Here is a 12,345-nt window from a genome sequence, read left to right on the forward strand (position 1 = left end):
GAACGGTCCGGCGACCCCTGGATTCCTCACGTGGATCAACCGCGTGCAGGTACTCGAGAAACCCGTCCCCAGCACGTTGTCCGAAAGGAAGTCCTCTCATGGCAAGCAACAAGCGTCCGTGGTTCGTCGTCGCCGCAGCGGCCGTCGGTGTCGGCGGTGCGATCGCCGTCGGCGGCACCGCGGTGGCCGACGACGTGAACGACCCGAAACCCGCCTCGCAGGTGCAGCAGGCCGACGTGGGCAGCGGGAACGCAGGCGACGCCGACTCCCCGAACTCCGCGAACTCTCCGAACGACGGCGACGACGCGCACTCGGCGAACTCCCCGAACGGCGACGACGTGAACTCGACCGGCTCGCCGAACGACCGCGACGGGGCGGACGCGGCCGACACCGCGAACTCGCCCGACCGCGGCGACGACGTGCACTCGGCCGACTCGCCCGACGGTCCGGACTCCGTGGCGAGCGCCGACTCGCCGGAGTGAACCGTCGACCGAGCACGCCCGGGAGCTTCACCGCGTGTCCGATGGCACCGCATCGGAAGTCCATGATCGACAGTCCTTGTCGGACAAGGACATCACGACGGCGCCGCGTGGTGGGGTCTCCCGGGCTATGCTCGGCGGCGTGGCCACGCTGAGCCCCCGTGAGGACCAGAACCGCCGGTTGCTGCGCGCCCGCGACGCGATCGACCGCGACTACGCGAAGCCTCTCGACGTGCCCACGCTCGCGCGCGTCGCACTGATGTCGCCGAGCCACTTCACCCGTTCGTTCCGTGCGACGTTCGGTGAGACGCCCCATCGGTACCTGCAGCGCAGGCGGATCGAACGGGCGATGGCGCGGTTGCGGTCGCCGTCGGTGACGGTCACGCAGGTGGCCGAGGAGGTCGGATTCGACAGTCTCGGCACGTTCAGCCGCACGTTCCGGTCGGTCGTCGGATCGTCACCCGCCGAGTACCGCGCGGCGGCGACGCCGCTGCCCGTGCCGGTGTGTTTCGTCAAGACGTGGTCACGCCCGGCCTGATCCCGGGCTCCGCGACCTTCCACCGGTGGCCGTCGAGGTGAGCAGTTTCGGATAAGCCGGACAGGCCGGCGTCGCCGTAGCGTTACCGGCATGTTCACACGAATCGGAATCACCTCGATCATGGTCCTCGACCAGGACGAAGCCCTCGACTTCTACTGCGGCACGCTCGGTTTCGAGGTCACGGATGACGTCGACATGGGGTTCATGCGCTGGCTCACGGTGCATCTGCCCGCCCAGCCGGACACCCATCTGCTGCTGGAGGTGCCGGGACCGCCGCAGCACAGCGAGGAGGTGGCGGCGCAGGTCCGCGACCTGGTGACGAAGGGCGCGCTCGGTGCGGCGGCGATCCTGAACACCGACGACTGCCGGAAGACGTACGAGACGCTGCGCGGGAAGGGCGTCGAGTTCACGCAGGAACCCGTCGAACAGCCGTACGGCGTCGACTGTGCGCTGCGGGACCCGTTCGGCAACCACATCCGCATCACGCAGCCCGCGGAGGGCCCGGTGGAGATCACCGACGAGGACGTCGAACGTTTCCAGTGCGGCTCCTGACACCCGAACGTGTTCGATAGGCTGCGCGCGGTCCCGAGATCGCGCGCAGCCTGGAGAACCGCAGTGACTTCAACGCCAGGACGGAACGGCAGCCGCGAGGCGCAGCTGCCGACGGTCATCGACCCGGACGTGCCGAGCATCGCCAGGGCCTACGACGCCACGCTGGGCGGCAAGGACAACTACGAGGTCGACCGCGAGGTCGCGCGCCAGCTGCGTGAGGTGACTCCCGAGGTCACGACCCTCGCCTGGGACAACCGCGACTTCCTGATCCGCGCCACGCGGTTCGTCGTCGGCACGGCGGGCATCGACCAGATCGTCGACGTGGGATCCGGCCTGCCGACGGTCGAGAACACGCACGACGTCGCCGTCCGGTTCGACCCGGACACGTGCGTGGTCTACGTCGACATCGACCCGATCGTCATCGCCCACGGCCGCGCGCTCGTCGAGGACCACGAATCCGTCCACTGCGTCCAGGGCGACCTCACCGAACCGCAGGCGCTGCTGAGCGACCCCGAGGTGGCGGGCAGGATCGAGTGGGACCGGCCGATGGCGCTGTACCAGGTCGGCACGCTGCACCACGTCGCCGACGACCGCGACCCCGCGGCGATGATGCGGACCTACGTCGACGCGCTGCCCTCGGGGTCGTACGTCGTGCTGTCCCACTTCTTCAACCCCGGCGACGAGGACCCGGAGGCCGCTGCGGTCGCCGAGCGGCTCGAGCGCGCGTTCCTCCACAGCCCGATGGGCACCGGCCGGTTCCGCACGCGCGAGGAGATCGCCGCCTACTTCGACGGCCTCGAGTTCGTCGACCCGGGCCTCGAGACGCTCGCCTACTGGTGGCCCGAGGGCCCGCCTCCGGAGAACCTCGACCCCGCCCGCCGCCTCATGGTCGGTGCCGTCGCCCGCAAGCCGTAGAACGCGCGCCGCCTCCCGCCGTGTTGCGGATCCCGGGGCGCGTGTTGCGGCCCCAGGAGCCTGTGTTGCAGTTCCCGGGGCTTGCGTTGCAGTTCCAGGGGCGCGTGTTGTGGATCCCGGGCCCGGCCGCAACCCCTCGTCGGCCCGCTGCCGAACGGCTGCGCCCACCCGTCGCCCACCCGTCACCGTGGTGCCGCCCTCGCCGTTCGGCGTGAGGCGTCCCCTTACAGTGCTGGGCATGACGACGGACTCCGCGACCTCCCCGTTCCCGCCCGCCGCGACGCGCGCCGACGTGCCGCCGTTCCACGTGATGGACGTGCTGTCGGCGGCGAAGGCGCGGCAGGCCGAGCGTGGTGACGTGGTGTTCCTGTGCGCGGGCCAGCCGACGGCGGGGGCGCCCGAACCGGTGCTGGCCGCGGCGCAGGACGCGCTCCGGGGCGGCGACCTCGGCTACACGCCGCAGCTGGGCATTCCGCCGCTGCGCGAGGCGATCGCCGGGCACTACGACCGCGCCTACGGACTCGACGTCGACCCGGCGGACGTGATCGTCACGACGGGGTCGTCGGGCGGGTTCCTGCTGGCGTTCCTCTCGGCGTTCGAGGCAGGCGACCGGGTGGCGATGGCACGGCCCGGCTACCCGGCGTATCGCAACCTCTTGAACGCGCTGGGCTGCGAGGTCGTCGAGTTCGCCACGGACGAGAGCACGCGGTTCCAGCCGACGCCGGAGATCCTCGACGGGCTCGGCGACATCACGGGCCTGATCGTGGCGAGCCCCAGCAACCCGACGGGCACGATCGTCGCGCCGGACGAACTGGCCGCGCTCACCGAGTGGTGCACGGCGCGTGGCGTGCGGCTGATCAGCGACGAGATCTACCACGGCATCTCGTACGAGCGGGACGTCGCGTGCGCGTGGCAGTTCTCCCGCGAGACGCTGGTGCTCGGCTCGTTCTCGAAGTACTTCGCGATGACGGGCTGGCGGCTCGGCTGGATGCTCGCGCCGCGCAGCCTGCACCGCAGCGTCGACGTGCTGACGGGCAACTTCAACATCTGCCCGCCCGCGCTGTCGCAGCATGCGGCGGTGGCGGCGCTGTCGCCGGAGTCGCACGCCGAGCTGGACGGCCACGTCGACCACTACCGCGCGAACCGCGACCTGCTCCTCGACGGGCTGCGCGGTATCGGGCTGACCCGCATCGCTCCGATCGACGGCGCCTTCTACGCGTACGTCGACGTCTCCGAGCACACCGATGATTCGCTGGCGTGGTGCCGCAGGCTGCTCGACGACACGGGCGTGGCGATCACCCCGGGCGTCGACTTCGACCCGGTCGTGGGCGGCTCGTTCGTGCGGCTCTCGTTCGCCGGTGCGCGGGAGGACATCGTCACGGCCGTCGACCGCATGGGGGCGTGGCTGCGCGGCTGATCCGGCGGGTCCGGGCCGCCACTCCGGGGAACCCGGAGTTTTCCCTGAACGTTGCCGGGAGGCCGGGACTTCGCGGTGCGCGGCGTGCCAACCTGGACGTACCCGGCAGCACACACGAGTGGAGGAAGCACATGTTCTGGAAGATCGTCGGCGGCCTGCTCCTGGCATGGGTCGCGTTCATGGTGATCGGTTCGCTCGTCGGCTTCCTCGTCAAGGCGGTGTTCTGGATCGCGCTGATCGCCGGTGCCGGCTTCCTCGGCGCGGCGGCCTACGGTGCCCTCAAGGGCGGCGACAAGAAGCAGATCGGCTCCTGACGGCCGTCCCGGCCGTTCCGGTGTGCGGTGCACGTGCCCGTCGGCTGTCGGGATGCGTGGATACCCTCGCCGGATGGAACGGACCACTCTGGGAGCGCACCGGGCCGACCCGGCTGATTGGCACCTGCTGCTGGGAGCGTTGCGGTGCGGGTTCGAGGCGGAGTCGTTCGCCGAGGCGGCCGCGTTCGTCGCGGACGTCGGCCGGCTCGCCGGCGAACACGGCCGTCATCCCGACGTCGACCTGCGCGCCCGGCACGTCCGGCTCGCGCTGCGCAGTCCCGCCGCAGGCGGGGGCACCGACCGGGACGTCCGGCTGGCCGAACGGATCAGCGCACTCGCGGCCGACCACGGCCTGACACCGCGCCCGACGCGGCTGCAGGCCGTGGAACTGGCACTCGACACACCCGTGGCCGCCGCGGTCGGCCCCTTCTGGCAGGCCGTGCTGACGGGCGACACCGGCCGTGACACCGCCGACACCGACGCCGACGCTGCCGACGCCGCCGAGACGGAGGACGTCGGGCACGAGGTGGTTTCCGGCGTCGACGTCGTCAAGCAGGCCCCGGAACTGCCGCTGCTGGGATTCGACAGGCTGTGGTTCCAGCCGACCGACGCGACCGCACCCGACCGGCAGCGCTTCCACCTCGACGTCACCGTTCCGCCGGAGGGGGCCGACCGGCGGGTGGCCGCGGCCGTCGACGCGGGAGGCCGGGTCGTCGACGACAGCCATGCTCCGGCGTTCGTCGTGGTCGCCGACCCGGACGGCAACCGGGCCTGCATCTGCACCGAACTGGGCCGCGACTGAACCGCCGGGTCGAGGGCGCAGGCCGGGACGTGTCCTACAACAGCAGCGATTTGGCGGCTTCGGCGCCGGGCCACAGTTCGGCGTGCAGACCCGCCGCGCGGGCGGCGTCGACGTTCGCCGTGCGGTCGTCGAAGAACAGGCAGTCGCCCGCCGAGCAGCCCAGTCGCTGCACCAGCAGCCGGTAGATCTCCGCGTCCGGCTTCGCCATGCCGACGTCGCCAGAGAAGATCAGGTGCTCGAAGTGCCGGGTCCACGGCTGTTTCTCGGCGTGCCGTGCGAACGACGCGGGTGCGTTCGACAGCAGTGCGAGGCGCCTGCCGGAGTCGGCCAGGGTTTCCACGAGCGCCTGGGCATCCGGGGCGAGCTGCGACCAGCCGCGTGCGTCGATCTCGGTCAGTTCGCGGACGGCCCTGTCGTCGACCTCCGTGTCGACGGTGTCGGCGACGGCCTGCCAGTACGCGACGTCGTCGGCACCGCGGTCGTACGGATCGCGGTGCGCCCAGTAGGCGGGTTCGAACGTCGCGGGCGGCACGTCGAGTTTGCCCGCGAGCTCGGGCAGCGCCGTCGTCCTGCGGCACAACACCTCGCCGTAGTCGAACACCACCCAGCCGGTCATCCGCGTTCCTCCTCGATGCGCCGCAGCGCTTCCTGGACGTCGTCGTCGGTCACATCGCGGTGCAGCACGAACCGCACCTTCCCCGCCATCGGCAGCGCGAGGATGCCCTTGCTGCGCAGACGTTCCAGCGTGAGGGCCACGTCCGGCACCGTGGCGAGCAGAATGTTGGTCTCCGGCTCCTCGACGTCCCAGCCGAGCTCGGCCAGCCCCGCCGCGAGGGCACGGGCGTTGGCGTGGTCCCGCGCGAGCTCGTCGATCCGGTCCAGTGCCACCAGTCCCGCGGCCGCCAGCACGCCGCCCTGCCGGACGCCGCCGCCGAGCATCTGCCGCATCCGCCGCGCACGTTCGACGAACTCGGCCTCACCCGCGACGACCGAGCCGACCGGCGCGCCGAGGCCCTTCGACAGGCACGCCGACACCGTGTCGACACCGACCGTCAGCGCCGCGGGTGGCAGGTCGAGCGCCGCGGCGGCGTTCCACAGCCGCGCGCCGTCGAGGTGGACGTTCAGACCACAGTCGCGTGCGGTCGCGACCAGTTGTGCGTGCTCCTCGGGCGGGGCGACCGCGCCGCCCGCGGCGTTGTGCGTGTTCTCCAGCGACAGCAGCGTGGTGCGCAACGTGTAGTACGGGCCGTCGGGCGGACCGGCCGCCGCGCGGACCGTGGCGGGGGTCGGCCTGCCGGGGCCCGCGTCGTGGTCGAGCGGGTCGGGCATGCCGCCCGCGAGCCACGCCGCCGAGCCGAGCTCGTTCGTCAGGACGTGCGCGCCGCGCGGCGCGAGGAACCGGTCGCCCCGCTGCAGGTGCAGCGACAGCGCGATGAGGTTCGCCATGGTGCCGCTCGGCGTCCACAGCGCCGCCTCCATGCCCAGCATGTCCGCGGCGCGCTCTTCCAGTGACACGATCGTGGGGTCGCTGTCGATGACGTTGTCGCCGACCTCGGCGCCCGACATGGCCGTGCGCATGGCGTCGTCCGGCGTCGTGATCGTGTCGGAACGGAGGTCGATGGGGGTGGGGGATCCGGAGGTCACGTTTCGATCACATCACACGTCGGTCGGTGGCCCGAAGTAGGGCTCACCGATTCGTGACGAAAAATGTCGCGCGGGCGTGCAACCGTATAGGCGACAGGCGCCGTCTACGAGGCGCGAACAACTGAGGAACGACCGGAGACCTACCGCGTGGACCCCCGCGACGAGCAGGAGTTCGCGGCGTATTTCGCCGCGAAGCGAGACTCCGTGCGCAGAACCGCGTACATGCTCTGCGGCGACTGGCACCGGGCGGACGACCTGGCACAGACCGCGTTCGTGGCGCTGCACCGGCGCTGGCGCAAGGTTCGTGATCGGGAAGCCCTCGACGCCTACGTCCGCAAGACGCTGGTTCGGGCGGCGATCGACGAGTCGCGGCGCCCGTGGCGGCGGGAACGGCAGACCGAGGACGGTTCGGACCTGCCGGAACCGTCGGCGCCCGGATCGTCGGCCGCGGCCGACCCGCTCGGCGACAGGGTGGCCACGCGGGAGGACCTGCTGGCCGGGCTGCGGCAGGTGCCGTCGAGGCAGCGCGCCGTGCTCGTCCTGCGGTACTTCGACGGTCTCGACGTCAGTGGTGTGGCGGGAGTCCTCGGTTGCAGCGAGGGCAACGTCAAGAGCCAGACCGCCCGCGGGCTGGCTGCGCTGCGCAAGGCGCTCGGTACGGAGGTGGACGCGCATGGATGAACGGGAACTGGGCGAGCTGTTCCGTTCCGTGCCCGGCGAGCCGCCGCCACCGTCGTTCGACGAGTCGGACGTCGCCCACGCGTCACATCGGATCACGGTCCGCAGGCGCGCGATCGCGGGCGCCGCGGCCGCCGTCGTCCTGCTCGGGGGCGGTGGCGTGGTCGCAGGGTCGGTACTCGGCGGCGATGGCGGCGATCGCATGGTGGTCGCGGGTTCCGACCCGTCGACCACAGGGGGGACAGAGCCCCGCATCGCGCAACCCGGCGACGGCACGTCGCGTCCTCACCAAGGTCAACCCGACATCCAGGGACTCCCGTCCGCCGAGCCGAAGCAGGGCGGCACGACGGACGGGGATCGCACCCGCGGGTGCGATCAGGTCGACCGGGAGCTCGCCACCGCCCTCGCTGGCGAGCTCCCGGTCACCGCCTCCGACGCCTCGCCGGGACGCATCTGTCCCGAGGGCACGACGTCGGCGTCGTTCCGGGTCGAGGGCTCCGCGTTGACGGCGGTTCTCGTGCCCGAGGGCATACAGCTGCAACTGCCGGCAGGCACTACGGACGGCGAGATCACGGAGCAGCGCACCGCCAGCGGGTCGACGTTGATGCTGGTGGACGAGCCGTTGACGCGCAGCGGCGCGGGCGGTCCCGACGTCGACCGGCTGGCCGAACGCGTCGCGGGTGACCTGTAACCACCCGCGGACCGCTCGCACCGCACCCGCGTCGCGGGCCGGAGTGGCCGAATGTCAGCCGTTCGTCCCTTCTCGTGCGGATACGCCCGATCCGGGTGTCGGCGAACTGGCACACTTGCCCGCTATGACGTCCGCGAGCACACCGAAGGGTGAACGTCGTCGGAACGCCCTGGTCGAGGCCGCAGCCGAGCTGCTGTCCGAGGGTGGGTTCGACGCCGTCCGACATCGCGCCGTGGCAGAGCGCGCAGGGTTGCCGCTCGCCTCGACGACGTACTACTTCGACTCGCTGGACGAACTGGTCGCCGCGGCGACCGAACACCACGGACGCGCCGAGCTCGCCGCGGGCCGTGCCCGTCTCGCCGACCTGCCGACCGCCGACCGCGGCATCGACACCGTCGTCGGGCTGGTGCTGGACCAGCTGCTGGGCGAGGACCCCGCGTACGAGGCCGTGCTGCTGCGCTACGAACGGCTCGTCGGCACGGGCCGCCGCTCCTATCTGCGGCCACTGATGCGCACCCTGTCCGGCGAGCTGCGCGAACTGCTCGCCGAGATCCTGGTCAAGTCCGGCATCGAGGCCGACGAACGCCGGATCGAGCGGATGATCGCCGTCGTCGACGGTGCCGTGGTCAACGCACTCATCGCCGTGGACCCCGATCCGCGCGGCGCCGCCTCCCGCATGCTCCGTGACACGCTGGCCTCTGACACCGAGTAACCCGCTCGTGTGACAGGCAGGCACGGCGACTGTGCAATGTTCGTCGGGACCGTGATGCGGTTGTGATCTGGGACTCCGGCTAGCCTGGCGTGGTGACCGACAAGCCCGCCATCCCGAACGTGCTCGCCGGCCGCTATGCGTCCGGCGAACTCGTCGCACTGTGGTCCCCGCAGCAGAAGGTCCGGTTCGAGCGCGAACTCTGGCTCGCCGTCCTCACAGCCCAGGCGCAACTGGGTGTCGACGTGCCCGACGGGGTGATCGCCGACTACGAACGGGTGCTGCCGGACGTCGACCTCGACTCGATCGCCGCGCGGGAACGCGTCACGCGGCACGACGTCAAGGCCCGCATCGAGGAGTTCAACGCCCTCGCCGGGCACGAACACGTGCACAAGGGCATGACCTCGCGCGACCTGACGGAGAACGTCGAGCAGTTGCAGGTCCGCCGCTCGCTCGAGCTGCTGCGTACGCGCACGGTCGCCGTCCTCGCACGCCTCGCGGAGCTGGCGACGGAGCACTCCGAACTGGTCATGGCGGGTCGGTCGCACAACGTCGCGGCGCAGGCCACGACCCTGGGTAAACGGTTCGCCACGGCCGCCGACGAGCTGCTCGTCGCCTTCGACCGGCTCGACGACCTCGTCGCGCGCTACCCGCTGCGCGGCATCAAGGGCCCGGTCGGCACCGCGCAGGACATGCTCGACCTGTTGGGTGGTGCGGACAAGTTGGCCGACCTCGAGCGGCGGGTCGCGAGCCACCTCGGGTTCGAACGCGTCATGGACAGCGTCGGCCAGGTGTACCCGCGGTCGCTGGACTTCGACGTCGTCTCCGCGCTCACACAACTCGCCGCGCCGCCGTCGAGCCTGGCCAAGACGATCCGCCTGATGGCGGGCAACGAACTGGTCACCGAGGGGTTCCAGCCGGGCCAGGTCGGGTCGTCGGCGATGCCGCACAAGATGAACACCCGCTCGTGCGAGCGCGTGAACGGGCTGGCCGTCGTGTTGCGCGGGCACCTGTCGATGGTCGGCGAACTCGCGGGTGACCAGTGGAACGAGGGCGACGTGTCCGACTCGGTGGTGCGCCGGGTCGCGCTGCCGGACGCGTTCTTCGCCCTCGACGGACTGCTGGAGACGCTGCTGACGGTGCTCGGTGAGTTCGGCGCGTTCCCCGCGGTGGTCGACCGCGAGCTGAACCGCTACCTGCCGTTCCTGGCCACGACGAAGGTGCTCATGGCGGCGGTGCGTGGCGGGGTCGGTCGGGAAACCGCACACGAGGCGATCAAGGAGAACGCGGTCGCGGTGGCGTTGGCGATGCGTGAGGGGCAGGCCGAGAACGACCTGCTCGACCGACTCGCGGCCGACGAGCGGCTACCCCTCGACCGGGCGAGTCTCGACGAGCTGCTCGTCGACAGGCTGTCGTTCACCGGAACGGCGTCGACGCAGGTGGAGGCCGTCGCGACCCGCGTGGCCGACGTCGTCAAGCGGTTCCCCGAGGCCGCCGAGTACGAGCCGGCGCCCATCCTGTGATGTGGGAGTGGGTAGACCCGATCGTGACCTTCTGCAACGATCGACCGAGTGAGCAGTCTTGGATGCGCGTGCACATCGCCGGTGGCGCTACAGCCACTGGTGCAGCGCAGGCACATCGACTTGCTCCGGGTGAGCTCCGCGCTGTGCCGTCACCGCTGACGCCAGTCCCTGTCCCATCCCCGGGCCGTTCCGCGCCCGTCAACAGTCACGTCTGAGGTCGGCATGCAAGCGCTCCTGTTCTTCGGGATCGCCGGGTTCCTGGCACAACTCGTGTCCGGCACGCTCGGCATGGGCTACGGCATGACGTCCACGACCGTGCTGATCGCCGCGGGCACGGCACCGGCGATCGCGTCGGCGTCGGCGCACTTCGCACAGGTCGGCACGTCGTTGGCGTCGGGTGTCTCGCACTGGAAGTTCCGCAACATCGACTGGCGCACGGTGAGCATCCTCGCCGTGCCGGGCGCGATCGGTGCGGCGATCGGCGCGTTCGCGCTGGTCGCGATGTCGACCGACGTCGCGAGCGCGTGGATCAGCGCGTTCCTGTTCCTGCTCGGCCTGTACGTGCTGGTGCGGTTCGCGTTCCTCAAGCTCGGCAAGCTCATCACCGACAAGCGCCCCGGGGCCAAGTTCCTCGCCCCGCTCGGGTTCGTCGCGGGCTTCGTCGACGCGAGCGGTGGCGGCGGCTGGGGCCCGGTGGCCACGACCACGCTGCTGTCGTCGGGACGTCTCGAGCCGCGGAAGGTCGTCGGCTCGGTCAGCGCGGCCGAGTTCGTCGTGACCGTCGCCGCCTGCCTGGCGTTCCTGATCGCCCTCAAACAGGAGGGCATGAACTGGCTCGTGGTGCTGGGGCTGCTCATCGGCGGGGTGATCGCCGCGCCGATCGGCGCGTGGCTGGCACACCACATGCCGCCGCGCGTGCTCGGTACCGCGGCAGGCGGGCTCATCATCCTCGCGAACGCCTGGATGCTGCTGAGCAACCTCGGACTGCCGTACACGGCGATCGTGGTCTGCTACGCGGGCTTGGCCGTGTTCATCGTCGCCGCGCTGGTCACGTCGATCCGCTCGATGCGCGAGGAGAAACGCGTCAACGCGCTGGCGGGCGAGGACCTGACCGACTCCGAGGAGGAGGACGAGCCCGCGACCGCCCGCAGTCCCCGGGACGAGCCCGCCACCGACCGTTCGTGACGGCCACCGGCTGTTCGTGACGGCCACCGGCCGCGTGTCGCCCGGCCGGGCGGCCCGGGATCGACGTTCGTCGGCGGCGTTTCACCGCGGGCTCACCCGCAGGCCCTCGCGCGGTCATCCGCGACCGGTTTCGTGGGAGACGTGGAAGCCTCGCTGCTGGTCTCCCTGTCCGGGCCGGGTGCGCGCACGCTGGACGGCTGCGCCGCTCTCGCCGACGAACTCGACACGCGCGGCGTGCCGTTGACCGTGCTGCACACGCCGGGCGGATCACGTCGCGTCGCCGAATGGGTGCGGGCGCGCGTGGCTCGCGGTGACGCGGTGGCGCTGCACGGCTACGACCGCCGCGTTCCCGCCGAGTTCGCCTCCCTGCGCGGCCACGAGGCGGGCCTGCGGCTCATCGCGGCGACGGCCGCGCTCGACTCCGAGGGCCTGCGCACCGACGTGTTCGCACCGCCCCGCTGGCGGATCACCCCCGAGGGACGCGACGCGCTGCGCAGGCACGGGTTCGCCGTGTGCGCGGAGGACTCCGTGGTGCGCGACCTGCGCCGCGGCGAGGTCCTGCGGGGGCGGGTGCACGCGATCGGCGTGAACCGGCGGCCCGGGATGCGCCGGACGGCGGTGCGCCGCGGCGCGGCGATGCTGCCGTCGTGGGCGTCGCGCTCCGTGGTGGCCCCGACGGGTGAGCAGGAGGACGTCACGGCGGTGCTGCGGGCCGCGCGGCGGGGCGGGCTGGTGCGGATCGCCGTCGACGCGCCCGACGCGGCGACACCGGACGGCAGGCGGATGGTGCTGGAAGCCGTCGAGGCGGCTCTCGAACTGGGCGCGCGGCCACGTACCTACGCAGCGCCGGGAGCGGCGATCGCGGGCGCGCAGCCGTCACCCGCGGACGCCTGACCGT

16 protein-coding genes are annotated in these 12,345 nt (G+C 71.6%); 14 read left to right on the forward strand and 2 right to left on the reverse strand.

Annotation, left to right across the window (positions count from 1 at the left end; translation table 11 throughout):
- Positions 1 to 98 precede the first annotated feature (98 nt).
- From LY13_RS11125 to LY13_RS11155, 7 genes are all read left to right on the forward strand, one after another.
- Entirely contained in the window at positions 99 to 482 is a 384-nt protein-coding gene (locus tag LY13_RS11125; protein WP_253828281.1) for a prolipoprotein diacylglyceryl transferase, read from the forward strand.
- A gap of 148 nt (positions 483 to 630) precedes the next feature.
- Entirely contained in the window at positions 631 to 1,017 is a 387-nt protein-coding gene (locus LY13_RS11130; protein ID WP_301298813.1) for a helix-turn-helix domain-containing protein, read from the forward strand.
- A 90-nt stretch (positions 1,018 to 1,107) separates the two neighbouring features.
- Positions 1,108 to 1,569 carry a VOC family protein gene (locus tag LY13_RS11135; protein ID WP_253828283.1) on the forward strand — a complete coding sequence of 154 codons (462 nt, stop codon included), beginning with the start codon at positions 1,108 to 1,110 and terminating at the stop codon, positions 1,567 to 1,569.
- 63 nt (positions 1,570 to 1,632) lie between these two features.
- Entirely contained in the window at positions 1,633 to 2,484 is an 852-nt protein-coding gene (locus LY13_RS11140; protein WP_253828284.1) for an SAM-dependent methyltransferase, read from the forward strand.
- A gap of 238 nt (positions 2,485 to 2,722) precedes the next feature.
- Positions 2,723 to 3,901, forward strand: coding sequence for a pyridoxal phosphate-dependent aminotransferase (locus tag LY13_RS11145; RefSeq protein ID WP_253828285.1), 1,179 nt, complete (start codon positions 2,723 to 2,725; stop codon positions 3,899 to 3,901).
- A gap of 131 nt (positions 3,902 to 4,032) precedes the next feature.
- Positions 4,033 to 4,215 (forward strand): hypothetical protein, encoded by a 183-nt coding sequence (locus LY13_RS11150; RefSeq protein ID WP_253828286.1) that lies wholly within the window; start codon positions 4,033 to 4,035, stop codon positions 4,213 to 4,215.
- Positions 4,216 to 4,288: 73 nt separating this feature from the next.
- A complete protein-coding gene (locus LY13_RS11155; protein WP_253828287.1) occupies positions 4,289 to 5,017 on the forward strand; it encodes a 4a-hydroxytetrahydrobiopterin dehydratase in 729 nt (242 codons plus the stop codon).
- A 34-nt stretch (positions 5,018 to 5,051) separates the two neighbouring features.
- Here the strand turns inward: LY13_RS11155 and LY13_RS11160 are convergent, their stop codons facing one another.
- A complete protein-coding gene (locus LY13_RS11160) occupies positions 5,052 to 5,633 on the reverse strand; it encodes an HAD family hydrolase (RefSeq protein WP_253828288.1) in 582 nt (193 codons plus the stop codon).
- Positions 5,630 to 6,595, reverse strand: coding sequence for a threonine aldolase family protein (locus tag LY13_RS11165; protein WP_253828445.1), 966 nt, complete (start codon positions 6,593 to 6,595; stop codon positions 5,630 to 5,632). The genes LY13_RS11160 and LY13_RS11165 overlap by 4 nt, the downstream gene beginning before the upstream one ends.
- Before the next feature lie 213 nt (positions 6,596 to 6,808).
- Between LY13_RS11165 and LY13_RS11170 the strand changes: the two genes are divergently transcribed.
- The 7 genes from LY13_RS11170 (at position 6,809) to LY13_RS11195 (ending at position 12,341) form a co-directional block, all read left to right on the forward strand.
- Positions 6,809 to 7,342: a SigE family RNA polymerase sigma factor gene (locus tag LY13_RS11170; RefSeq protein WP_183648137.1), complete on the forward strand. Its 534-nt coding sequence runs from the start codon at positions 6,809 to 6,811 to the stop codon at positions 7,340 to 7,342.
- Positions 7,335 to 8,030, forward strand: a complete 696-nt coding sequence (locus LY13_RS11175) for a hypothetical protein (protein WP_253828289.1) — start codon at positions 7,335 to 7,337, stop codon at positions 8,028 to 8,030. Before LY13_RS11170 ends, LY13_RS11175 begins: the two co-directional genes overlap by 8 nt.
- A gap of 124 nt (positions 8,031 to 8,154) precedes the next feature.
- Positions 8,155 to 8,742 (forward strand): TetR/AcrR family transcriptional regulator, encoded by a 588-nt coding sequence (locus LY13_RS11180; RefSeq protein ID WP_253828290.1) that lies wholly within the window; start codon positions 8,155 to 8,157, stop codon positions 8,740 to 8,742.
- A 92-nt stretch (positions 8,743 to 8,834) separates the two neighbouring features.
- Positions 8,835 to 10,262, forward strand: coding sequence for an adenylosuccinate lyase (purB, locus tag LY13_RS11185; protein ID WP_253828291.1), 1,428 nt, complete (start codon positions 8,835 to 8,837; stop codon positions 10,260 to 10,262).
- An 81-nt stretch (positions 10,263 to 10,343) separates the two neighbouring features.
- Positions 10,344 to 10,421: a putative leader peptide gene (locus LY13_RS26160; RefSeq protein WP_372493814.1), complete on the forward strand. Its 78-nt coding sequence runs from the start codon at positions 10,344 to 10,346 to the stop codon at positions 10,419 to 10,421.
- Between the two features lie 63 nt (positions 10,422 to 10,484).
- Positions 10,485 to 11,447 (forward strand): sulfite exporter TauE/SafE family protein, encoded by a 963-nt coding sequence (locus LY13_RS11190; RefSeq protein ID WP_253828292.1) that lies wholly within the window; start codon positions 10,485 to 10,487, stop codon positions 11,445 to 11,447.
- 141 nt (positions 11,448 to 11,588) lie between these two features.
- Positions 11,589 to 12,341: a DUF2334 domain-containing protein gene (locus tag LY13_RS11195; RefSeq protein WP_253828293.1), complete on the forward strand. Its 753-nt coding sequence runs from the start codon at positions 11,589 to 11,591 to the stop codon at positions 12,339 to 12,341.
- The last annotated feature ends 4 nt before the right edge of the window (positions 12,342 to 12,345 follow it).

Source organism: Prauserella aidingensis, from assembly GCF_024171865.1.
Classification (GTDB): Bacteria; Actinomycetota; Actinomycetes; order Mycobacteriales; family Pseudonocardiaceae; genus Prauserella; species Prauserella aidingensis.

Coding starts and splice junctions, on each gene's coding strand:
- LY13_RS11125 (WP_253828281.1), top strand. CDS start 99: ATGGCAAGCAACAAGCGTCCGTGGTTCGTCGTCGCCGCAGCGGCCGTC.
- LY13_RS11135 (WP_253828283.1), top strand. CDS start 1,108: ATGTTCACACGAATCGGAATCACCTCGATCATGGTCCTCGACCAGGAC.
- LY13_RS11145 (WP_253828285.1), top strand. CDS start 2,723: ATGACGACGGACTCCGCGACCTCCCCGTTCCCGCCCGCCGCGACGCGC.
- LY13_RS11150 (WP_253828286.1), top strand. CDS start 4,033: ATGTTCTGGAAGATCGTCGGCGGCCTGCTCCTGGCATGGGTCGCGTTC.
- LY13_RS11155 (WP_253828287.1), top strand. CDS start 4,289: ATGGAACGGACCACTCTGGGAGCGCACCGGGCCGACCCGGCTGATTGG.
- LY13_RS11160 (WP_253828288.1), bottom strand. CDS start 5,633: ATGACCGGCTGGGTGGTGTTCGACTACGGCGAGGTGTTGTGCCGCAGG.
- LY13_RS11165 (WP_253828445.1), bottom strand. CDS start 6,595: ATGCGCACGGCCATGTCGGGCGCCGAGGTCGGCGACAACGTCATCGAC.
- LY13_RS11175 (WP_253828289.1), top strand. CDS start 7,335: ATGGATGAACGGGAACTGGGCGAGCTGTTCCGTTCCGTGCCCGGCGAG.
- LY13_RS11180 (WP_253828290.1), top strand. CDS start 8,155: ATGACGTCCGCGAGCACACCGAAGGGTGAACGTCGTCGGAACGCCCTG.
- LY13_RS11190 (WP_253828292.1), top strand. CDS start 10,485: ATGCAAGCGCTCCTGTTCTTCGGGATCGCCGGGTTCCTGGCACAACTC.